This window comes from Pseudorhodobacter sp., from assembly GCF_030452865.1.
Taxonomy (GTDB): Bacteria; Pseudomonadota; Alphaproteobacteria; order Rhodobacterales; family Rhodobacteraceae; genus Pseudorhodobacter.
In genome coordinates this window covers 1-20,436 of the sequence record NZ_JAKDLJ010000016.1, presented here as the reverse complement: position 1 = coordinate 20,436, position 20,436 = coordinate 1, and the positions used below count along the sequence as shown (strand labels likewise).

At 58.8% G+C, this 20,436-nt stretch carries 19 protein-coding genes and 2 pseudogenes; 8 read left to right on the top strand and 13 right to left on the bottom strand.

Annotated features, from left to right (window positions below; genetic code table 11):
* The 3 genes and pseudogenes from L0H65_RS02255 to L0H65_RS02245 all read left to right on the top strand — a co-directional run.
* Positions 1 to 335: pseudogene (locus L0H65_RS02255) on the top strand (hypothetical protein); the annotation flags it as partial.
* Entirely contained in the window at positions 332 to 2,410 is a 2,079-nt protein-coding gene (locus tag L0H65_RS02250; protein ID WP_301457138.1) for a VWA domain-containing protein, read from the top strand. The pseudogene L0H65_RS02255 and the gene L0H65_RS02250, both read left to right, overlap by 4 nt.
* 10 nt (positions 2,411 to 2,420) lie before the next feature.
* A complete protein-coding gene (locus tag L0H65_RS02245; protein ID WP_301457137.1) occupies positions 2,421 to 4,193 on the top strand; it encodes a BatD family protein in 1,773 nt (590 codons plus the stop codon).
* 54 nt (positions 4,194 to 4,247) lie between these two features.
* Here the strand turns inward: L0H65_RS02245 and L0H65_RS02240 are convergent, their stop codons facing one another.
* The 4 genes from L0H65_RS02240 to L0H65_RS02225 form a co-directional block, all read right to left on the bottom strand.
* A complete protein-coding gene (locus L0H65_RS02240; protein WP_301457136.1) occupies positions 4,248 to 5,456 on the bottom strand; it encodes a patatin-like phospholipase family protein in 1,209 nt (402 codons plus the stop codon).
* A 256-nt stretch (positions 5,457 to 5,712) separates the two neighbouring features.
* Positions 5,713 to 6,033 (bottom strand): YidH family protein, encoded by a 321-nt coding sequence (locus L0H65_RS02235; RefSeq protein ID WP_301457135.1) that lies wholly within the window; start codon positions 6,031 to 6,033, stop codon positions 5,713 to 5,715.
* 281 nt (positions 6,034 to 6,314) lie between these two features.
* On the bottom strand, positions 6,315 to 7,286 hold the full coding sequence (locus L0H65_RS02230; protein ID WP_301457134.1) for a hypothetical protein: 972 nt from the start codon (positions 7,284 to 7,286) through the stop codon (positions 6,315 to 6,317).
* On the bottom strand, positions 7,273 to 7,527 hold the full coding sequence (locus L0H65_RS02225) for a hypothetical protein (protein ID WP_301457133.1): 255 nt from the start codon (positions 7,525 to 7,527) through the stop codon (positions 7,273 to 7,275). The genes L0H65_RS02230 and L0H65_RS02225 overlap by 14 nt, the downstream gene beginning before the upstream one ends.
* On the opposite strand from L0H65_RS02225, the gene L0H65_RS19770 reads away from it, so the two are divergent.
* Positions 7,447 to 7,779, top strand: coding sequence for an ATP-binding protein (locus L0H65_RS19770; RefSeq protein WP_367651967.1), 333 nt, complete (start codon positions 7,447 to 7,449; stop codon positions 7,777 to 7,779). The two genes, L0H65_RS02225 and L0H65_RS19770, sit on opposite strands and share 81 nt — an antisense overlap.
* 13 nt (positions 7,780 to 7,792) lie before the next feature.
* Here the strand turns inward: L0H65_RS19770 and L0H65_RS02220 are convergent, their stop codons facing one another.
* From L0H65_RS02220 to L0H65_RS02195, 6 genes are all read right to left on the bottom strand, one after another.
* The gene (locus L0H65_RS02220) at positions 7,793 to 8,575 is read right to left on the bottom strand and encodes a 3-hydroxybutyrate dehydrogenase (RefSeq protein ID WP_301457132.1); all 783 of its coding nucleotides are present in this window, start codon (positions 8,573 to 8,575) and stop codon (positions 7,793 to 7,795) included.
* A 56-nt stretch (positions 8,576 to 8,631) separates the two neighbouring features.
* A complete protein-coding gene (locus tag L0H65_RS02215) occupies positions 8,632 to 9,384 on the bottom strand; it encodes an acetoacetate decarboxylase (RefSeq protein ID WP_301457131.1) in 753 nt (250 codons plus the stop codon).
* 11 nt (positions 9,385 to 9,395) lie between these two features.
* On the bottom strand, positions 9,396 to 10,535 hold the full coding sequence (locus L0H65_RS02210; RefSeq protein ID WP_301457130.1) for a patatin-like phospholipase family protein: 1,140 nt from the start codon (positions 10,533 to 10,535) through the stop codon (positions 9,396 to 9,398).
* Between the two features lie 77 nt (positions 10,536 to 10,612).
* A complete protein-coding gene (locus L0H65_RS02205; protein ID WP_301457129.1) occupies positions 10,613 to 11,326 on the bottom strand; it encodes an RNA polymerase sigma factor in 714 nt (237 codons plus the stop codon).
* 1 nt (position 11,327) lies between these two features.
* Positions 11,328 to 11,807, bottom strand: coding sequence for a plastocyanin/azurin family copper-binding protein (locus tag L0H65_RS02200; protein ID WP_301457128.1), 480 nt, complete (start codon positions 11,805 to 11,807; stop codon positions 11,328 to 11,330).
* 37 nt (positions 11,808 to 11,844) lie between these two features.
* On the bottom strand, positions 11,845 to 12,270 hold the full coding sequence (locus L0H65_RS02195) for a DUF5602 domain-containing protein (protein ID WP_301457127.1): 426 nt from the start codon (positions 12,268 to 12,270) through the stop codon (positions 11,845 to 11,847).
* A gap of 376 nt (positions 12,271 to 12,646) precedes the next feature.
* Here L0H65_RS02195 and L0H65_RS02190 point away from each other — a divergent pair, with 376 nt between their 5' ends.
* The 4 genes and pseudogenes from L0H65_RS02190 to L0H65_RS02175 all read left to right on the top strand — a co-directional run bounded on the left by L0H65_RS02190 (position 12,647) and on the right by L0H65_RS02175 (position 16,257).
* A complete protein-coding gene (locus L0H65_RS02190) occupies positions 12,647 to 13,312 on the top strand; it encodes an FAD-binding oxidoreductase (RefSeq protein ID WP_301457126.1) in 666 nt (221 codons plus the stop codon).
* Positions 13,313 to 13,388: 76 nt separating this feature from the next.
* Positions 13,389 to 15,059, top strand: coding sequence for a cytochrome c oxidase subunit I (ctaD, locus tag L0H65_RS02185; RefSeq protein WP_301457125.1), 1,671 nt, complete (start codon positions 13,389 to 13,391; stop codon positions 15,057 to 15,059).
* Positions 15,060 to 15,166: 107 nt separating this feature from the next.
* Positions 15,167 to 15,277, top strand: a pseudogene (locus tag L0H65_RS02180) (integrase core domain-containing protein); the annotation flags it as partial.
* A 179-nt stretch (positions 15,278 to 15,456) separates the two neighbouring features.
* On the top strand, positions 15,457 to 16,257 hold the full coding sequence (locus tag L0H65_RS02175; protein WP_301457124.1) for a lytic transglycosylase domain-containing protein: 801 nt from the start codon (positions 15,457 to 15,459) through the stop codon (positions 16,255 to 16,257).
* 45 nt (positions 16,258 to 16,302) lie between these two features.
* Here the strand turns inward: L0H65_RS02175 and L0H65_RS02170 are convergent, their stop codons facing one another.
* From L0H65_RS02170 to hutH, 3 genes are all read right to left on the bottom strand, one after another.
* Positions 16,303 to 17,343 carry an aromatic ring-hydroxylating dioxygenase subunit alpha gene (locus L0H65_RS02170; protein WP_301457123.1) on the bottom strand — a complete coding sequence of 347 codons (1,041 nt, stop codon included), beginning with the start codon at positions 17,341 to 17,343 and terminating at the stop codon, positions 16,303 to 16,305.
* Between the two features lie 91 nt (positions 17,344 to 17,434).
* Positions 17,435 to 19,114: a urocanate hydratase gene (hutU, locus tag L0H65_RS02165; RefSeq protein WP_301457122.1), complete on the bottom strand. Its 1,680-nt coding sequence runs from the start codon at positions 19,112 to 19,114 to the stop codon at positions 17,435 to 17,437.
* Positions 19,115 to 19,126: 12 nt separating this feature from the next.
* A partial coding sequence (hutH, locus tag L0H65_RS02160; RefSeq protein WP_301457121.1) for a histidine ammonia-lyase occupies positions 19,127 to 20,436 on the bottom strand: 1,310 nt, incomplete at its 5' end.

The window sequence follows — 20,436 nt, the reverse complement described above, 5'->3', positions numbered from 1 at the left end:
GGGTGGGTGCGGATCGCATGGTGGTGAATACCGGCTTTGGCCAACAGGTCGTTGACCCTTCGCAAGACCTGGATGAGGCGACCTTGACCCAGATCGCCGAGAAAACCGGCGGTCAGTATTTCCGGGCCACCAATCTGGACGGTTTGGCAGGCATTTACCATGAGATCGACAAGATGGAACCCATCGCCGACGACCCGCGCTTCATGCACCCTTCCATTGCGCTGTTTTATTGGCCGTTGGGCATTGCGTTGCTGCTGGTGGCACTGTTCGCGCTCGGCTCCATCCCGGTCCGTTCGTTCAGTTTCCGCAACCGGACCCATGAGGCGACGCCATGACCGCATCCGCATTTCACTTCCTGCGCCCTGAATGGCTGCTCGCCCTGTTTCCTGCCGCTTTGATCGTCGCGCTTGCGGCACGGCGGATCGGCCAAGCCGGATCAAGCGGTTGGGCGGGTTTGGTCGATGCGCATTTGTTAAGCCATCTTTCGGTCGCGGGCGAAACACGGCGCGGCCAAAGAGGCTGGATCATTGCCCTTGCTGTGGGTCTTGTCGCCTCGGTCCTCGCAATGACAGGGCCAACATGGCAAAAGCTGCCGGTCCCGGTTTACGGCGGGTCAGAGCCTGCCGTGATTGTCCTCAGCCTTGCGCAATCCATGAACGGCACTGACCTTGTTCCCAGCCGTCTGTCGCGCGCAGGTCAAAAACTGCGCGACATGCTGGACCATGCGAAGGGCAGTGACACGGCCCTGGTGATCTATGCCGATCGCCCCTTCGTTGCCGCACCCTTGACGGATGATGCCGAGATCATCCGTCAGATGTTGCCGGAACTGTCAACCAATCTGATGCCGGTTCTGGGCAACCGGCTTGATCTGGCGATTACCGAAGCGCAAGGGCTGCTGTCGCGCGCCGGGGCGACCGAAGGCAATATTGTCGTGATCGCCGATGATACCGGGCTTGACCCGGCGGCCAGCATGAAAGCGGCAGCCGCGGTGCAGAAGGCCGGGTATCGGCTGAGCGTTTTGGGCGTCGGGACGGCGAAAGGGGCGGCTTTGCAAACCGCGCAAGGCCGCGCGATCACCGCCCAGGACGGCAGCAAGATCACGGTGCAACTGGATGTGGGTGCGCTGAGCGCGTTGGCAAAGGCGGGCGGCGGGGCGTTTTCACTGGTGACTGCCGATGATAGCGATATCGAGAAGCTGTTGCCGACACATGCGGCGGAGATGGCGGCACCGGGCCGCAAGTCGGATATGGTCAGCGATAGCTGGAACGATATCGGCTATCTGCTGCTGCTGTTGCCCGTGTTGATACTGCCCTTTGCCTTCCGGCGTGGGTTGCTGTTTCTGCTGCCATTCATGCTTCTCGGATTGGGCTTCGCACCGACCGGAGCCAGAGCCGATATCTGGACCGATCTGGTGCAAACCCCCGATCAACAGGGCCAGCGCGCCTTTGACAACGGCGATTTCACCGATGCTGCGAAGGACTTTGCCAACCCCGTCCACAAAGCCGCCGCCCTTTACCGCGCCAATGACTACGCCGCCGCCGCAAGTCTTTATGCCGCTGTGCCAGAGCAGGCCGGCGATCCTGCGCGGGGCTATAACCTTGGCAATGCACTTGCAAAATCGGGCAAGCTGAAAGAGGCGCTGGCCGCCTATGACAAGGTACTTGCAAGCGCGCCGGATGACTCGGATGCAAAGTTCAACCGTGATCTGGTGGCGAAACTTCTCGATCAGCAAAACCAGCAGAAGCAACAGCAGGACCAACAGCAGCAATCGCAAGATCAAAAGCAGGACAAGCAGGACAAGCAGGACAAGCAGGACAAGCAGGACAAGCAGGACAAGCAGGACAAGCAGGATCAGGCGAAAGGCGGCCAGCAACAAGACAAAAACGCAGCTGAACCGTCACAACCGCAATCACAAGACCAGAAAGCCGACGGTAAACCCGACAAGGCCAACGACGGCAAATCGGGTGACAAACCTTCGGACCAGCAGGCAGGTGATGCTGCCAAACAAGATCAGCAGAACGCGCCCGGACAGGATCAAAAGGGCAAAGGCGAAGGCAAACAGCAAGCCGACGACCAAGCGCAAAAGGATCAGGCTCCGCAAGATGCGCCAGCGGGCAACCCTGATCAGGCGCAACCAAAACCCGGCCCCGATACCAAAGCAGCAGAAAACGGACAGCCGCAACCATCCGACAGCGACAAGGACGGTTTGAAAGCCCAGATGGACAACGCCTTGGCCGGAAACCCGACGCCGGATGACACGACGGATCAAACAGCCACGGCGCAGGGTGGTGCCCAACCGCTTGACCAAGCGACCGAACAGCAGTTGCGCGCGGTACCGGATGATCCTTCAGGTTTGTTGCGCGCCCGGATCCAACAACACTACGCCCGCCTGCGCGCGGCAAGTCAGTAGGGAGGCGAAAATGCTAAAACACAGTCTTGCAGTTCTGGTCCTGATCGCCAGCACCAGCGCGGGTTTTGCCGATGGGCTGACCGCGCGCATCAGCGCCCAGAAGCTGGCCTTGGGCGACACAGTTCAGCTTGTCCTCAGCGCGGATCCGGCCAAGTTGACGGCAGCACCCGACATCTCGGCGCTCAATGCCGATTTCGACATTCTCGGCACCTCCAAATCTTCGCAAACACAAATCATCAACGGCGCGCGTTCCGACACTGTGGAATGGATCATCACACTTGCCCCGCGCAGCAAGGGACACCTGACGATCCCTGCCTTGAGTGCGGGGCAAGCCAGCAGCGCCCCGATCGGCATTGACGTGGTAGACGCGGCGCAGATGCCTGGCGATCAGCAAGCGGCGGGTGGCACCACCATCACCGCGACACTGGAACCCGGCGCACATTACGTCCAGCAGGAAATTCCCCTGAGTTTGCGCATCACCACCGGCCCCGGATTTTCGGATGGTGCGATAGAAGCGCCACAGAGCCCGGATTACATTCTGGAACAGCGCGGCGAGGACCGAACCAGCCAAACCGTTGAAAATGGCCAACCGGTCACCTTGATTGAACGCGATTACCTTTTACGCCCGCAAAAAAGCGGTGCGCTGTCGATTGCTCCATTCACGTTGCGGGCGATGCAAACCGACCCGGCAGCGCGGTCGCCGTTTCCGCAGAACCGGTTTGACACGCTCTTCGGTGGGTCACTGTTTGGGGGGGCAGGCTCCCCCTTTGGCCAGATGTTTGGCGGCGGCAGGCAGATCACAATCCGGACAGCCCCCCTGACGCTTGACGTGAAGGCCAAGCCCAGCGCCGCCAAGGGCTGGTTCCTGCCCGCCAAAGCCGTGACGCTGACTTCGCAATGGTCGCCGGTGAAGCCAGAATTCCGCGTTGGTGAAGCGGTCACGCGGCATGTCCGGATACAGGCACTGGGCGCAACCGAAGTGCAATTGCCCGATCTTGCGCCGCCAACCGTCAACGGCGCCCGCGTCTATCTGGACAAATCAGAAACCGGCTCTGTCGACACAGCAGATGGCACGGCGTCGGTTCGTGATTTCAGCTATTCAATCGTGCCGACAACGGGTGGCACCATCACCTTGCCTGAAATGACCGTTGACTGGTTCGACACCGCATCCGAAACCCCGCAGGTCGCCAGCCTTCCCGCAGAAACGATCAAGGTGGAGGGTGCGGTTGTTGTCCCGCCTGCAACACCGGCTGCCCCCGAAGCCACGGCATCGGCAAGCCAACAGCCCCCCACTGTCGAAAGCCAAAGCCGCATGACGTGGATCGCAGGGTTGCTGGCTTTGCTTGCTGCGGTGCTGGCGCTGGCCGCCTTTTTCTGGCGGCGACAAGATGCCCGCGCCGATCTGACCCCCGGAGGCATAGCCAATGCGCAGGTCAGGCGGGAAGCCGCACTCAGATCTGTTGAAGCTGCGTGCAATGCGGCGGACCCGCATGCCACATATGCGGCGGCGATGAAATGGGCCGGTGCTGTCGCGACGGCAACCGGATTGGAAACCGAGGCGATTTGGGCAAGGTTTCCCGATCTGTCGCAGGAATGGAAGGCGCTGGAGGCGGGATTGTATCGCACGGAAACCGACAGCACCTGGAGCGCGAAAGCGTTTTTGTCGACACTTCGTTCCGCCGACAAGGCGTTGACCAAGCGCATCCGGCGCGTGGCACAGGGCAAATTGCCGCCGCTTTATCCCGTTGGCGCAAACCGCAATGTAAGGGAAACCATGATATGACCAGCCCGAATTCGCGTGACGCCGGTTTGCTGCGGGATTTCAACAAAGGTGCCGTCAACGCTCCTCCAGAAGGCTGGTCCCGATCGGGGGGCCGAATTCCCATGCCCCTGCCCGGCCTTGGCTTTGCCCAAGCGCAAAACTGCGCTGCATATAATCCGGATCAAACGGAAGGCGACGATCAATCGGCAACGTGCGGTCGATGTAGGCGAGACGGAATGTTGCGCGGTTCTGCCGTGCGAACGCGGCCAGTCTGGCGATCCCGCGCGAGGCGCTGGCTTTTTCGAGCGAAGACATTGCCCGTTCCACAATGCTGACAGACTGCTGTGGTATCACCTGGAAACTCGGGGCGAGTTCAGCATTCACGATGACATAGATGTCAGGGCATACCCCCTCCAGGTCAGGGTCGACATAGAAGGCATCGGGTAGCATGTAGACTTGGCGGATTGCGCCGCCGTCGGCATGCAGTTCTTCAAAATCCATCCCATTGGCGCTAACACCAATCCGGATTGGCGGAAAGATTGCCGGGATACTTGCCGAGGCTTCCAGAATATCCCCGATCAGGCGCAGGCGATCCGGTTGGCCAGAAGCCGCGATGGCCCCGATATCCCAAACCATGCTGCGTTGCGCATCAAGGTTTGTGGTCACCACCAGCAACCGCGCCCCGGTTCGATGCCGAATAGCAATTTTCTCCGTCAGTTTTGCGTCGATATGTGCATCTATCAATGCCCTGAGAGGTTTGGCCGGAATGGCGCTTTGCCCGAAGATTTCCGTCAGAAGCGAGCGGCGCTGATTGAGCTTGGTAACAGAGGCGTTGATGAACAGATGGGCAAGTTCCCGGTCCGCCGCCGCGCCAATGAACGCGAAAGGCGAGATCAACGCCCCCGCACTTACCCCCGTCACCAGATCGAATCGCGGTCTGTCGCCCCGCTTGGACCAACCGGTCAGAACACCCGCACCGAAGGCACCGCCCACGCCGCCCGATGACAGAACCAACCAGCTTGCCCGCCCGTCCGCGCCTGAAACGGACGGCAAGAAGTGATGCCGATAGGCAGGAAGGTCGGTGCCGGGCATATCGGCATAGAACCGGATATCCTGATAACCCGGAAGTTCCGCCTGCAAGAGATCGGCGAGTGTGTAGGGCGTGCGCGCCGGCGTCAAGCGGTCGGTGATGAACGTCAGGAGGAGCGGCAAGATCCCCTTGCGAGACACCGCCGCTACGGCGGTTGGGATAGATTTTTCCGACGGTGCCTTCATTTCGTCCATAGTCACTTTCCCATTTGACGGATTGCCGTGCAAAACGCGAAACCCCGTGGCTCGCAAATCCGGACGCCAATGCCAAAACATGGTTGCCATCGACCGAAGAAATCAGCAACCCCGCCGCAGCCCGTAAAAAACCGAAAGCGCATCGGGATCGGAAAACGGCCTTTCGCTTGGCCATTCTGCGATGATTATCGCAATCAGACGAAGGCCGAAAATAGGCGTTCTGACGGAAACTTACAGCAAACCGACCCGTCCTGTGTCAACTGACATGAATCGCGAAACTTCCCAGCAACACAAAAAGTGCCGCAATCAGAACCAGCAGGAACGCCTCCGCCGGTGCGGAATCATCAGGCAGGCGGTCGGGGTTGTCAATTCGTTTGCGAACATGCTGCATCCGCGCCCATGCGATCAAGATGACGACCGCCCCCACAAAAAGCATCAGCACTTCGGACCAGATGGGCGAGGGTTGATTGCCGAGTCGCGCGGCGGCCAACCCGAAGCCGACAATGGCCACCACGGTACGCACCCAGGACAGAAATGTGCGCTCGTTCGACGCGTGTGTTTCGAAATTGATGATCATTCGCGTTCCCTACTTGACCAGTCCACATCACCCATCTGCAACCTGACCCTTCACCTCATCGAAGGGTTGCAGTACGAAGAACCCGCAAGGGCAAGCCAGAAGATTCGCGCTCCATTCCACGCAAAATTTTCCCCTCGCCCGTGTGCCGTCCATCGAAACAATAGGATTGTTTGCCGCATTCGCAAACAAAACCACAATCTTAGCTAAAACTTGACTGGCGGTTCCGGGGGGAGTCGGCGATATGGTTTCCAGCAGATCCTATTGCCACAACAACTCGCCGGTCAGCTTCCACCGGCGCGCCATGCCAAATTTCCACCAAGCCCCGCCACCGCTATCAGGAATGGCAAGATCGTGTAAATCATGCGATAGAGCAGAAGTGCCGCCAACACATCCGAGCGGCCAGCGGCACCCAGCCCGGCTATGATTGTCGCCTCGAACACTCCCAGCCCGCCCGGAGAATGGCTGATAAGGCCCAGACCCGCCGCAGCAAAGAACAGTGCCGCAAAATACGGCAGGTTCTGCACTGCATCCGCGGGCATCAGAACATGAAGCGTTGCAGCAGCACCGGTAAGATCAACCACGCCCGCACACGTCAGCGCAATGCCGGTTGCCGCGTCCGGCAAGGAAATCCGGAACGCTCCCGCCTTCAGTCGCCGCGAACCAGTCGCCAACCAGACCAGCGACGCAGCCATCAGAAACAAAACCAACGATCCAACCCCCTCCGCGACACGCGGGGCGATTGGCAACATGGTGCTGAGACCGTTTGGATTGCAAGCAAGCAAGCCACCAAGGACCGCCAGCAGTCCCGCAAGAAAGCCGCTCCACGAAATCGCGATCACCCCTGCAAACTGCACCAGATCAAGATCAAAGGCGGAATAGACGCGAAAGCGGACCGCAGTGCCGGTCAGATAGGAGATCCCCAGCAAACCTGATATCGCATAGCCTGCCGCCCCGGTCAGTGCAGCGATTGCTATCGGAACCTTTCCGGGCGCGGCGGATCGGACCGCCAGCGCGTCATAGCACGCAATCCCGGCGAAACTGAACAGCGTGCAGACCAATGCCTTGAGCAGTGTTGTCCCAGAGGCCGCCGCGAGATCGGCCTTCACGTCGACCCATCTCACCTGCGAGACCAACTTATGCAGCACGAATATGGCGATCATCGCGATCAGGATCGGAACGGCAACCCTGAAGACGGGATGTTCGACGATCCGCAGCAACCGGCGTATCAATGGTGGGGTCTCAGCGGCGGCCATCGGTGCCCTCTTTCAACGATGCAATCTGAACCTGCGGCAACTCCCCAAACTTGACGCAATGTTCTGCGTGTTGGACGATCCGGCGGAAACCTAGCAAATGACCGTCGAGAATAATGGCGAGCGGTTTGTTAATCAACAACCCGAAGGAAATGGGTTCAGCATGTCGGGTGACGCTTCGATATCGCCGCAGCTGATCGTCAACTTGTTGCAAAACGCGGCCACCCACACGGGAAATCGCCATGAAATCCGCTTTGCGCTGGACCGAAGCGTCACCCACTTTCACCTGACAGTTGCCGATAACGGCCCTGCATCCCCAAGGCGACACGCGATGCGGAGTTTGGGCCGTTCCACCGCCTTGAGCCTGGCCGCAACACGCCAGGAAGCGAGCTTGGCCTTGCACTGGTTCGGGCGATTCCGCAACGGCATTGCGCGCGGATCGCCCTGTTGGATAACGCGTCCGGTTTGCGCGTTATGGTTGGGTTTGCAGCGATAGGCTGAACGTTGGTTCAATTCATATACCAGCCGTGGCTGACCACCAATGACTGACCCGTCAGCGCATTGGTCGGGAATGCAGCAAAGAGATAGGCCACCTCGGCCACATCTTCGATTGTCGTAAATTCCTGATCGACGGTGTCGCCAAGCATCACCTTGTTGACTACCTCCTCCTCGGAAATCCCCAGATCCTTTGCTTGTTCGGGGATCTGCTTTGCGACCAGCGGGGTTTTGACAAAGCCGGGGCAGATCACATTGGCGCGCACGCCATGTTTGGCCCCTTCTTTTGAGATCACGCGCGCAAGGCCCAAGAGCCCATGCTTTGCCGTGACATAGGCCGATTTCAGCGGGGAGGCCTCTTTTGAATGCACCGATCCCATGAAGATGATCGAGCCGGACCCAGCTTTGTACATATGGGGCAAACAGGCCTTGGTGGTCAGAAATGCGCCGTCAAGATGGATCGAAAGCAGCTTTTTCCAGTCGCTGAAGGGGAAATCTTCGATCGGGTGGACGATCTGGATACCGGCGTTAGACACAAGCACGTCGATTTTGCCCCATTTCTTGACAACCGCTTCGACACCCTTGTTTACCAAACCTTCGTCGGTGACGTTCATTTCCACCGCCATTGCCTTGCCAGGGCCTTTGGCTGTCAACTCCTCCGCCACCTTCTGTGCCGCTTCCAGATTCAGGTCGGCGATAACGACCTTTGCGCCATCCGCGACAAAACGCATGGCGATACCGTGGCCGATGCCGCTGGCGGCGCCGGTAATGATACAGACTTTGTTCTTGAGGTTCATGTTTCAGTTTCCTTTGACTGTGTTGATCGCGGAACGAGCCGCCTTGCCCGCTACGTTCATTTCTGCGGGCCATCGGCGAGGTAATCATGCACCACCTCGCCCAGACCAAGGGTCAGGTCGGTCAGGATATGCACCGCCGAAATCACCTCACGCACCGGAAGCTCCGCGACCGGAGCCAAGGCGTGCGAATGCAGCTCCAGCCCGGCCGGACCTTCCCATGCGCCTTTGATGGTAATGTCCGTCGTGAAATAGCGGACCAATTCGCAAATGCGCGGGGTGCAATCCACATGCGGGATGATCTTGAGCAGGAAAGCCGGCGCTTGCAGGGATTTCAGCACCTTTTGCGGGTCGAGGTCGCGGTGCTTGTATCCCATCGTGCCAGTCGCCACCCGAACCGAACCGACATCAAGCGTGCCGATCAATGTGTCCTTTTCGACCCGCAGCGCGGGATCAGCCAGCTTTTTAGGGAAACCCCATATTTCGCGACCACCTGCGATGGGGGCTTCATCGTTCAGAAACATTGCGTGGACATAACCACCGGCAACACCGTTCAGCGTTACCGGGACAACCTGACCGCTTTCGGTATAATCGCCGAACCCGGTGGAATCCGGCATCCGGATGAATTCATACTTGACGATCGGTTCCGGTATCTCCAGCGGTTCGGGAACCACCCGGCGCAGAGCCTCCATATCCGTGCGGTAGGTAATCGTCAGGAATTCCCGATTGATGAAACGATACGGCCCCCGTGGATAGGAGGGGTTGGTAAGTGGCATTGCAAATGCCTGTTTGCGGACATCCTGTCTGTTCATCGCATTTCCCCTTACTTTTCAATTGCGCCAAGGTCGAAAACCTGTAGCCCGTCCCGACCGATCTCACGCGATTTCCACGCCTTGTGCGAAAACGTCCGCTTCACATCGGCGAAGCCGGCCGCCCAGTGTTCCGTCATCGACAGACGCGAGAATTCGTAATCCTTGGAGTTGCCCTCAAATCCTTCCCGGCGGTGGATGAGATGCACCAGCGTCACCGGGCATTCAGGGCCAGTGGTCAACAGGAGGGCCAGATCAGGGTCGGTTTGCAACTCTTTGGGCAGCTTTTTTGCAAGCCTGCCAGCGGCGGCGCGAATATTGTGCAGATGGCTGTATCTGTCTGTCGTCAACCGCGTCCGACTGGAGAAACGGATGTCTTTTTCGCGCTGCTGGATATCGGCAAGATCTTCGGGCATCGCGCCGCGCGCGCTGAACACGTCGATCTGAAAAATGCACATCGGGTCGCCCCCGGCATGTTCCATTACATATTGCAGTGGAGTGTTGGAGACGAGGCCACCGTCCCAATAAAAGCGCCCGTCAATCTCAACCGGTGGAAAGCCCGGCGGCAATGCGCCGCTGGCCATGATGTGTCGCGGGTCAATCCGGGTCTTGCGGCTGTCAAAATAGGTGAAATTGCCAGTCTCGACATCAACAGCGCCGACGCTGAGACGCGGGCCGTCTTCATTCAGGTAATCGAAATCGACCAAATCATTCAGCGTCTTTTCAAGAGGGGATGTATCATAAACGCTCAGGGGCTGCGTGTCACCGATTGGCCAGAATGACATCGGCAACCGAGGCGTGAAAAAACCGGGTACGCCGAAAGTCATAACTTCGGCCGCGGCAAATTCCGCAAAGATATGACGCGACTTCGGCCCCCACATCCAGGGCGTCGTCGCCAGTGAGGAGCTTACGCCTTCCCAGAACGCCTTCAGCTTTTCAATGCGTCTGTCGACGGGATTGCCGCAGATGATCGCCGCATTGATCGCCCCGATTGAGATGCCTGCAACCCAGTCAATGCCAAGCGCAGCCTCGGTCAATCTTTGAAATGCGCCGGCTTGATACGCCCCGAGCGCACCACCACCCTGAAGCACCAGCACGTTCTGCTCGGCCTTGGCGCGATGCAGGCTTGTAATGTTCTTTTCCGGCTTCGGCATCAGCACCCTCCTGTCTCGACTTTTCAGCAGATGATCAGGACATAGCCATTCAACCAGATCGGCGCTTTACCTGAACCTTACATTTGCGACAGGTTTGACGGCAAAGCATGAATGACCCGATCCGCCATGCCAACGCAACGCGCACCGTCGAACGGGAAAATGGCTGAAAATTCCTCCGCGACACTGCGGCGCAATTCCAGACGCAACAGACGGCGGGCGCGGAACAGGCGGGTTTTGACCGTAACGATGTTGACGCCCAGAAGATCGGACACTTCCCGTGCCGTCAGTTCCTGCACATCGCGCATTATGTATATCAGCCGGAACGGCTCCGGCAGCGCGTCAATCGCTTTTTCCAGAAAGTTGCGGATTTCGCTGCGCGCAAGTTCATTTTCAGGATTGTTGTTCGCGACTGTCATCGGAGCGGTTGAACCTTCTTCCTGTGGGGTCCGCACACCTTCACGATACTCCGCCAGATCGACCACGGGTCGTTGACGGCGCAGGCGGCCAAAGGCCTCGTTCATGACGATCCGCGTCAGCCATGTCACGAAGGCCGCATCGCCGCGAAACGTCTCCAGCTTGGTGAAGGCCGCCAAATAGGCGGCTTGGACGGCATCCTCTGCCTCCGCATCATTGTGGAGAATGCCGCGTGCCACGCGAAACAGTTGTTGGTTGCAGCGCCGGATCAATTCGCGCACGGCTGCATTGTCCCGCGCCCGCGCCAGAATGATCAGCGCGGGTTCGTCCATTGCCGCATAGGCATTGCTGCGGATCGGGATGGGTTGTGTGTGCATATTATTCTTTCACCTGAACACTGCCCCGCGCCAGAATATCTGCAATCGAAGGGAAACCGTTGATAACCATATCATCCAGATCACCGCGCGGATAATCCTTGAAATCGGTCTCGCCCGGTTTGGCGACGATGATCCGCCCCACCATACCCGACATTTCATGCGGGATGCAGAAATAATCATACACTCCGGGTATTTCCAACGTCACCTCAAAACTTTCCCCGGGCAACAGATAGTCACTGTTGAACGGTTTGGCACCTTCCGGAATACGGCGCGGATGATCGTCGTTTTCGGGGGCGTAGGCGGTGGCAGTGTGTGAGTTGGCCTTGTCATGGTTGGTCCAGCGGACAGTTTGTCCCGGCGCAATCAACACGCCATAGGGGTCGAACCAGACCTTCGATCCGTCGGGCCGCCCGGCCATTGCGATCTCTGCAACCGGGCCGCCAATCGCAAGCCCGGGTGAGAGGGAGAGTGCGGCAGCCAAGCTGCCGCTCCCCCACAGGAAACTCCGGCGCAGCATCCTATTTCTCGACGCTGGCTTCGTCCGCAACCGGAACATGCCAAAGAACGATATGTTCATGCGGTTCCTCAACGCCGGGGTGCCCTGCGTTGAAATAGATATCGACGTGATCGACATCGCCGCCGGGTTGCAGCAGGTTGTCGAATTTCTTGTCGGCATTCATGTCCTTGATCGGGATCATGTAGATCGTGCTCACCAGCTTGCCATCATGGTCGTAGGCAAGAAACGGGCCGGCAGGCAGGGTAGCCGGATCGACGAACAGCTCCCCAATGCCCGGAAGGAAATCCGGCAATTTGACCAGCTTGCTGACCTGCTGATAGGGCGCGGGTGGTGGTGCCTTGGCAACCGCGCCCGCATCAGCTTGCGCCAAAGCAGGCATCGCGACGGCGACGGACAAGGCGGCGATGGTAGCGAAAAAACGGGTCATGTTATGTTCCTTTCACAGACTCAGCGACATGCAGCTTCTGGCGTGTCTGACCATTTGATGCAGCGAAGACAGAAAGGTTCCCGGTTTCCTGAAAATTTCTGACTATTTCTTTTTCGTACTGCGGACTGGCCCCCAGATGTTCCAGCGGGCCGCGCCGATCTTGTCAGCGCCTGTTTCAAAGTTTTCCCGTTTCGAATCGCACCGCGTCAAACGCGTCATTCAAATGCGTATTGACAATACTGATTTTCAGGAGGGATAATTAGCGCTGTAGTATCAGACATGTGACGGATTCGGATCACCGGACCGGCTTGTCGGTGCGGAGCAAACGCATCAGCGCAAGATGATCACTGTTTGAGTCGCAGGAAAGCGGTGGCCCATGGCACATCAACTGAAACTGAAACGCATTGAACCCGTTACGCATGACACCCATCTTCTGGTCTTTGATCGGCCGGACGGGTTTGCTTATTCCCCCGGTCAGGGGGTTGAATTGCATCTGCTGAAAGACGGCTGGCAGGACAAGGGGCGGCCTTTCACCCCGATCACATTGCCGGATGAGCCGACGCTGGAATTCATCATCAAATCCTATCCCGATCATCACGGCGTCACCGAACAGATCGCCAAAATGAAACCGGGCGATGAGGTGCGGATGAAAGGGCCGTTCGGCGCAATTGCAGACATGGGGCCGGGTGTTTTCATCGCTGGCGGTGCCGGCATCACGCCGATGATCGCTATTTTGCGCAAACGGCTGCATGATCATGGAACCCTTGCGCAATCGACGCTGGTTTTTGCCAACAAGACCGAAGGCGACATCATCTGGCGCGAGAAATTCGAAGCGATGAAGGGTCTGAAAATCGCCTTCATCGTTGGTGAGCCGGGGGCCAGCGTGCCGCAGCAAAGGCTTGACCGCGAATACCTGCGCCAGTTCGTAAAGCCCGACGGCCGGTTTTATCTTTGCGGCCCGCCCCCAATGATGAAAGCCGTGCGGCAGGCGCTGCATGATCTGGGCGTCGACGATACCCGGATTGTTGAGGAGAAGTTCTGAACCGGGCGGCGATGACCTGCGTGCCCTGTCCTGCGCGGCAGGTGCGGACAGAAAACGAGCTTGGAGGATGATGGCGATGACCGAAGCGACATTGAACCGGAACGGCCCGCAGTACCATCGAGGCTTCTTTACGCGCTGGTTTATGTCGACCAATCACAAAGATATCGGCGTTCTTTACCTCTTCACTGCCGCAACTATCGGCATGATCGCTGTGTTGCTGTCGGTTTTCATGAGGTTGGAGCTTATGGAACCCGGCGTTCAATACCTGTGCACGGAAGGGCTTCGGTTCTGGCCCTCGGCTGTTGGCTGCACGCCGGATGGGCATCTGTGGAACATTCTGGTCACCTATCACGGCGTCCTGATGATGTTTTTCGTGGTAATCCCGGCGGGGTTCGGCGGCTTTGGCAACTATTTCATGCCGTTGATGATCGGCGCGCCAGACATGGCGTTTCCGCGGATGAACAACATCAGTTATTGGCTTTACGTCGCTGGCGCGTCCCTTGCGATTGCGTCTTTCTTCGCGCCGGGTGGGGATGGCCAGCATGGTGCCGGGGTCGGCTGGACGCTTTATGCGCCGCTGTCGGTTCATGACGGTGGTATGTCAATGGATTTGGCGATTTTTGCGATCCACGCCTCTGGCGCAAGCGCAATTCTGGGCGCGATCAACATGATCACGACATTTCTGAATATGCGTGCTCCGGGAATGACGCTGTTCAAGGTGCCGCTGTTCGCATGGTCGATTCTGGTGACGGCGTGGATGCTTTTGATGGCGATGCCGGTACTGGCGGGCGCGATTACCATGCTGCTGACAGATCGGAATTTCGGCACAACCTTCTTTGACCCGGCAGGTGGCGGCGACCCGTTGCTCTACCAACACCTGTTCTGGTTCTTCGGGCATCCGGAGGTTTATATCGTCGTCATTCCGGGCTTCGGGATTGTCAGCCAGGTCATTTCCACCTTCTCGAAAAAGCCGATCTTTGGATATCTGGGCATGGTCTGGGCGTTGATCGCCATCGGCGGCTTGGGATTTATGGTCTGGGCGCATCACATGTTTACCGCTGGCATGTCGATCACACAGCAGAGCTTCTTTCAGATTGCGTCCGTCACGATCGCGGTGCCGACGGGTATCAAGATATTCTCATGGCTGGCGACGATGTGGGGGGGCTCGATCCAGTTCAAGACGCCCATGCTGTTCGCGCTCGGGTTCGTGTTCCTGTTCACGGTCGGCGGTGTCACGGGCGTTGTGCTGGCGCAGGCAAGTATCGACCGTGCCTATCATGATACCTATTACGTCGTCGCGCATTTCCACTATGTCATGAGTCTGGGTGCGGTATTCGCCCTTTTCGCGGCTGTCTATTACTGGATTGCCAAGATGTCGGGGCGGCAATACCCCGAATCGGCCGGAAAACTGCATTTCTGGCTGTTCTTCATCGGCGCGAACCTGACGTTCTTCCCGCAACATTTTCTGGGCCGCCAAGGCATGCCGCGCCGCTACATCGATTACCCCGAAGCGTTCGGCTTCTGGAACCAGATTTCAAGCTGGGGGGCGCTGCTGTCCTTTGCGTCCTTCCTGCTGTTCATCGGGATCGTGTTCTATACGCTGATTGCGGGCAAACGCGAAACCCGGCCAAGCTACTGGAACGACTTTGCGGACACGTTGGAATGGACCGTGCCGACACCGGTGCCCGAGCACACGTTCGAGCAATTGCCGAAACCGGCAGACTGGAACCGGCATCCGGCGGGATAACCAACTCGCCGCCGGTACAAAGTTCAAGATCGGCATGCCTCTCGGTGTTCGCGAGCAAACACCGGTCTGTAACAGATGAGGAAGGCGCTTCGCGCGACAGACGCATGATCGAACGGCTCTGGCGATCCTTGAAGCACGAATGCGTTTACCTACATGCCCTCGAAACAGGCACAGAGACAAAAGCTGCTGTCGGGCAGTGGCTGGCCGATTACAACGCCGGGTTTATCGTCTAAACAGCCGGCAATATATTGATCTGTAAAACAAATAGGAATCACACGCGGCGGAAATGCCACCTCGCACGCCATCATCGACTTCCTGCCTCGAGTTCGGATTCAGGCACTTGCATGGCGCGGCCATCCCCGTAAGAATGGCTGAAATCTGACCTTGGAGTGTGCGCATGTCATTTGTGAAACCGATCCTTCTCACCTCAGCCTTGGCTTTCGGGGCGTCAGCCGCTGCGGCCGCCTCCTGTTCAAACTCCGCCGGGAATTATGAGGCGTGGAAAGCCGAAGCGGTGCGGGAGGCCAAGGCCGCAGGCGTTGGCCCCAAGGGGATCGCCGCTTTGCAGGGTAGCAGTTATTCGCGCGAAACCATTTCCGCCGACCGCAATCAAAAGAGCTTCAAATACAGCCTTTCGAAATTCATGCAGGTGCGCGGTGCGGATACCATCGTCAAACAAGGTCGTTCCCGCAAAGCCAAGAATGCCAAACTTTTCAACGCATTGGAAAGGCAATATGGCGTGCCTGCCGGGGTCTTGCTGGCGATTCACGGGATGGAAACCGGCTTTGGTGGTTTCATGGGCAAGACCAATGTGATCTCGGCCATCTCCACCCTGACCTATGACTGCCGTCGGTCGGATTATTTCCATCCGCATATGATTGCGGCGCTGAAACTTGTTGATCGCGGCTCCATCAGCCCGCAATCGGTGGGTGCCAAGCATGGCGAGTTGGGCCATACACAGTTTCTGCCCGGCAATGCGCTGAATTACGGTGTCGATGGCGATGGCAACGGGCGGGTTGATCTGAACAGCTATGTTGATGCCATGGCCTCCACAGCGAACTATTTGCGGCAAAAGGGCTGGCAACCCGGTGCCGGCTATCAGGAAGGGCAGCCGAATTTCGCCGTGATCAAGTCGTGGAATGCGGCAACGGTCTATCAGCAGGCGATTGCGATCATGGGCGCGCGGATCGACAAATAAGACCAAAGGTCACGAGGGCGGGGGCGCAACGCCCCCGCCGCAGAGTTATTGCTGCATCTTGATATCGACGGCCTGTTCTTCGGCGATCATCGCTTCCAGCTTGCGACGAAAACGTAGTTGGCCGCCGTCGATTGGCAGGTCAATATGGGGCGTGGTCTTGTTGGTCATCCCGATCTGTACCTCGGTCAGGATGGCGCGATCTTCCTCGAACGCGTGTTGCACGTCTTCGGTCATCATCTGGCTGAGAGCGGCATCTTCGGGGCGGATGTTGCGCAACTGGAACCAGTAATAGCGGGTTTCCGTGGCGCTGGTCGGCGTCATGAAATTCAGGCTGTCCATAATGAACGTGTCTTTGTGAAGCGGACCATCCGGGCCGCCAGTGCCTGCCGGGGTGAAAACCGCGCGGATCAGGGCGTGGCTGGGATAGCGCACCTCATAGTGCTGCAAGCGGTCGCAATTGCCCGTGAAAGGCACCACCTTCTTGTAGAACGGCGCGGGTTCCACATCCATCATCCAGCGATGCACGATGATGCCATTGTCGGTTTTGGAAACCCTGAGCGGGGTGTCTTTGGTCGCATCCTGCGCAAAGGAGCCGGCATGTACCCAGGCGACATGGGTGGGATCAAGCAGATTGTCGCACATCAGCAGATAGTTGCAGGGAAGTTCCATCGCCTGACCACGATTGATACCCCAAGCCGGGTCGCCCCAATGCTCAATCTCAAAAATCTCGGTCGGGTCAGCCATCGCCGGGTTGCCCATCCAGATCCAGACCAGCCCATATTTTTCGTGGGTGGGATAGGCGTGGACATTGGCATTTGACGGAATGCGCCCGGTGCCGGGCGCCCAGACGCATTTTCCCGCGCAATCGAAGGTGAGGCCATGATAGCCGCATTCGATCTGATCGCCTTTCAAGCGGCCCTTGGACAACGGGAGTTTGCGATGCGGGCAGGCGTCATCCAGCGCGATAACTTCATTCCTGCTGTTGCGATAGATGCAGATCTTTTCACCGAGAACCATGATCTGGCGCAGACTGTCCGTGATCTCATGGTCCCATGCGGCGACATACCAGGCGTTTTTCAAAAACATGCAGACGCTCCTTTATGTGGCAGATGCCGGGGGGCTTCACGCCCCCCGGACCCCCCGTGAGGTATTTGGGCCAAGATGAAGGCGTTGCCGTTCAATTCAGAATGCCCGGCAGGGTGAGGTTGTGCGCGCGGGCGCAATCAAGCGCGATGTCATAGCCCGCATCGGCATGGCGCATGACCCCCGTGGCCGGGTCGTTCCACAGCACATTCTTCAAGCGGCGCGCCGCGTCCTCGGTGCCGTCAGCGACGATAACCATGCCGGAATGTTGCGAAAACCCCATGCCGACGCCGCCGCCGTGATGCAGAGACACCCAGGTCGCACCCGATGCGGTGTTGAGAAGCGCATTGAGCAGCGGCCAGTCCGACACCGCGTCGGAGCCGTCTTTCATGGCTTCCGTCTCGCGGTTGGGTGAGGCCACAGAGCCAGAATCAAGGTGGTCGCGTCCGATCACGATGGGAGCTTTGAGTTCGCCACTGGCGACCATCTCGTTGAACCTCAGCCCCGCCTTGTGCCGATCCCCCAGACCGATCCAGCAGATGCGCGCAGGCAAGCCCTGGAAGGCAATGCGGTCGCGGGCCATGTCAAGCCAGTTGTGCAAGTGTTTGTTCTCAGGGAAAAGTTCCTTCATCGCCTGATCGGTCTTGTAAATATCCTCCGGGTCGCCCGACAGCGCCACCCAACGGAACGGACCGATCCCTTTGCAAAACAGCGGGCGAATATAGGCGGGCACGAAACCGGGAAAGGCAAAGGCGTTTTTCAAGCCTTCCTCAAGCGCCACCTGCCGGATATTGTTGCCATAATCCAGCGTTGGCACACCGGCATCCCAGAAATCCACCATCGCGGCGACATGCACCTTCATCGAAGCGCGGGCGGCTTTTTCCACCGCTTTCGGGTCACTTTCGCGTTTCGCCTTCGCCTCCGCCACGGTCCAGCCCTGCGGCAGATAGCCATTGAGCGGATCATGCGCCGAGGTTTGGTCGGTCACGATATCAGGGCGCACGCCCCCCGCTTTCATCCGCTTGACCAGTTCGGGGAACACATCGGCGGCATTGCCAAGAAGGCCAACCGATTTCGCCTCACCCTTGGCGGTCCATTCCGCTATCATCGCCAAAGCGTCATCCAAGGTGCGCGCCTTAGCATCGACGTAGCGGGTGCGCAGGCGGAAATCTATCCGCGTCTCATCCGATTCCACCGCCAAACAGCACGCCCCTGCCATCACCGCCGCAAGTGGTTGCGCGCCGCCCATACCGCCCAGCCCGGCGGTCAGTATCCACTTGCCTTTCAGCGAGCCGTCATAGTGTTGACGCCCCGCTTCGGCAAAGGTCTCATAAGTGCCTTGGACAATGCCCTGGGTGCCGATGTAGATCCACGACCCGGCGGTCATCTGGCCGTACATCGCGAGGCCGCGCTTATCGAGCTCGTTGAAATGGTCCCAAGTCGCCCAATGCGGCACGAGGTTGGAATTGGCGATCAACACGCGCGGTGCGTCCTTATGGGTCTGAAACACCCCGACCGGTTTGCCCGATTGTACCAGCAAGGTCTGGTCATCGTTCAAATCGCGCAGCGCGGCACAGATTTTATCAAAATCTTCCCAAGTGCGGGCGGCGCGGCCGATGCCACCGTAAACCACCAGCTCATGCGGGTTTTCGGCAACATCGGGGTGCAGGTTGTTCATCAGCATCCGCAGGGGCGCTTCGGTCAGCCAGCTCTTGGCGGTGATCTCGGTTCCGGTGGCGGGGTAAATGTCGCGGGTGTTGTGGCGCGTGTTCATGTTAGAGTCCTTTCACAAGGTAAAATCTGTCAGGCCAGCAGCCTCGGTCAAGGTGGCGTTGCGGACCAAGGCGCTTGCCGCTTCAATATCCGGAGCGAGATAGCGATCTTCTTTCAGCGCAGGCGACACTTTTCGCAGCGCCTTCACGGCGGCTTGCAAGGCGGGTGACGTTGGCAAAGGTGTGCGAAAATCAATACCTTGCGCAGCACAAAGCGCCTCCACCCCCAGAATGACCGAAAGATTTGCGTTCATCCGTCCAAGGCGGCGCGCGCCATGGGCGGCCATGCTGACGTGATCCTCCTGATTGGCCGAAGTGGGCGTGCTGTCGGTAGAGCAAGGGTTGGCGAGGTGCTTGTTTTCACTCATCAAAGCCGCGGTCGTCACTTCTGCAATCATAAAGCCGGAGTTCAGCCCCGGTGCTGGCGTCAGGAACGGCGGCAGGTCGTGGGAAAGCGTCGGGTCCACCATCAGGGCGACGCGGCGTTGCGCAATCGCGCCAATCTCTGCCAATGCCAGCGCGATGATATCGGCAGCAAAAGCAACGGGTTCCGCGTGGAAGTTGCCACCGGATATTATGCCCGCCGATACGACGAGCGGGTTATCGGTGACCGCGTTCGCCTCCACCTCCAGCGTCGTTGCGGCAAAGCGCAGCAGGTCCACTGCCGCGCCGACGACCTGCGGCACGCAGCGGATGCAATAGGGGTCTTGCACACGGGTATCGCCTTCGCGGTGGCTTTCGCGGATCACGGAACCTTCCATGATACCCCGTACCGCAGCGGCAACGTCAATCTGGCCACGATGCCCGCGCAGCGCATGGATTTCCGCCTGCAAGGGCGCGGTCGAACCCATGATGGCATCGGTCGACAGCGCCGCTGTAATGATCGAGGAGGACGCATTGCGCCAGCCTTCAAACAGGCCCACCAGTGCCAGAGCAGTTGAAAACTGCGTACCGTTGATCAGGCCGAGTCCTTCCTTCGGGCCAAGCACCAGCGGCGTCAGACCTGCGGCCTGCAACGCCTCCGCACTCGCCATCCGGCTGCCGCGATAAAGCGCCTCGCCAGCCCCGATCATCGTGGCGGTCATATGCGCCAAGGGTGCCAGATCGCCGGACGCCCCGACCGAGCCTTGCGCCGGAACAACCGGCGTGACACCCGCCGCCAACAGTGCTTCGATCTGTGCAATCACATCCCAGCGCACACCAGAAGCACCACGGCCAAGCGACAGCAGCTTCAGCGCCATCATCAGCCGCGTGGTCGGCACGTCCAGTGCCTCCCCCACGCCGCAGCAATGCGACAGGATCAGGTTGCGTTGCAGGGTGGCAG

Excerpts from the sequence above, each read along its gene's own strand:
- L0H65_RS02250 (WP_301457138.1), top strand. The coding sequence starts at position 332 with ATGACCGCATCCGCATTTCACTTCCTGCGCCCTGAATGGCTGCTCGCC.
- L0H65_RS02245 (WP_301457137.1), top strand. The coding sequence starts at position 2,421 with ATGCTAAAACACAGTCTTGCAGTTCTGGTCCTGATCGCCAGCACCAGC.
- L0H65_RS02240 (WP_301457136.1), bottom strand. The coding sequence starts at position 5,456 with ATGGACGAAATGAAGGCACCGTCGGAAAAATCTATCCCAACCGCCGTA.
- L0H65_RS02235 (WP_301457135.1), bottom strand. The coding sequence starts at position 6,033 with ATGATCATCAATTTCGAAACACACGCGTCGAACGAGCGCACATTTCTG.
- L0H65_RS02230 (WP_301457134.1), bottom strand. The coding sequence starts at position 7,286 with ATGGCCGCCGCTGAGACCCCACCATTGATACGCCGGTTGCTGCGGATC.
- L0H65_RS19770 (WP_367651967.1), top strand. The coding sequence starts at position 7,447 with ATGTCGGGTGACGCTTCGATATCGCCGCAGCTGATCGTCAACTTGTTG.
- L0H65_RS02225 (WP_301457133.1), bottom strand. The coding sequence starts at position 7,527 with ATGGCGATTTCCCGTGTGGGTGGCCGCGTTTTGCAACAAGTTGACGAT.
- L0H65_RS02220 (WP_301457132.1), bottom strand. The coding sequence starts at position 8,575 with ATGAACCTCAAGAACAAAGTCTGTATCATTACCGGCGCCGCCAGCGGC.
- L0H65_RS02215 (WP_301457131.1), bottom strand. The coding sequence starts at position 9,384 with ATGAACAGACAGGATGTCCGCAAACAGGCATTTGCAATGCCACTTACC.
- L0H65_RS02210 (WP_301457130.1), bottom strand. The coding sequence starts at position 10,535 with ATGCCGAAGCCGGAAAAGAACATTACAAGCCTGCATCGCGCCAAGGCC.
- L0H65_RS02205 (WP_301457129.1), bottom strand. The coding sequence starts at position 11,326 with ATGCACACACAACCCATCCCGATCCGCAGCAATGCCTATGCGGCAATG.
- L0H65_RS02195 (WP_301457127.1), bottom strand. The coding sequence starts at position 12,270 with ATGACCCGTTTTTTCGCTACCATCGCCGCCTTGTCCGTCGCCGTCGCG.
- L0H65_RS02190 (WP_301457126.1), top strand. The coding sequence starts at position 12,647 with ATGGCACATCAACTGAAACTGAAACGCATTGAACCCGTTACGCATGAC.
- ctaD (WP_301457125.1), top strand. The coding sequence starts at position 13,389 with ATGACCGAAGCGACATTGAACCGGAACGGCCCGCAGTACCATCGAGGC.
- L0H65_RS02175 (WP_301457124.1), top strand. The coding sequence starts at position 15,457 with ATGTCATTTGTGAAACCGATCCTTCTCACCTCAGCCTTGGCTTTCGGG.
- L0H65_RS02170 (WP_301457123.1), bottom strand. The coding sequence starts at position 17,343 with ATGTTTTTGAAAAACGCCTGGTATGTCGCCGCATGGGACCATGAGATC.
- hutU (WP_301457122.1), bottom strand. The coding sequence starts at position 19,114 with ATGAACACGCGCCACAACACCCGCGACATTTACCCCGCCACCGGAACC.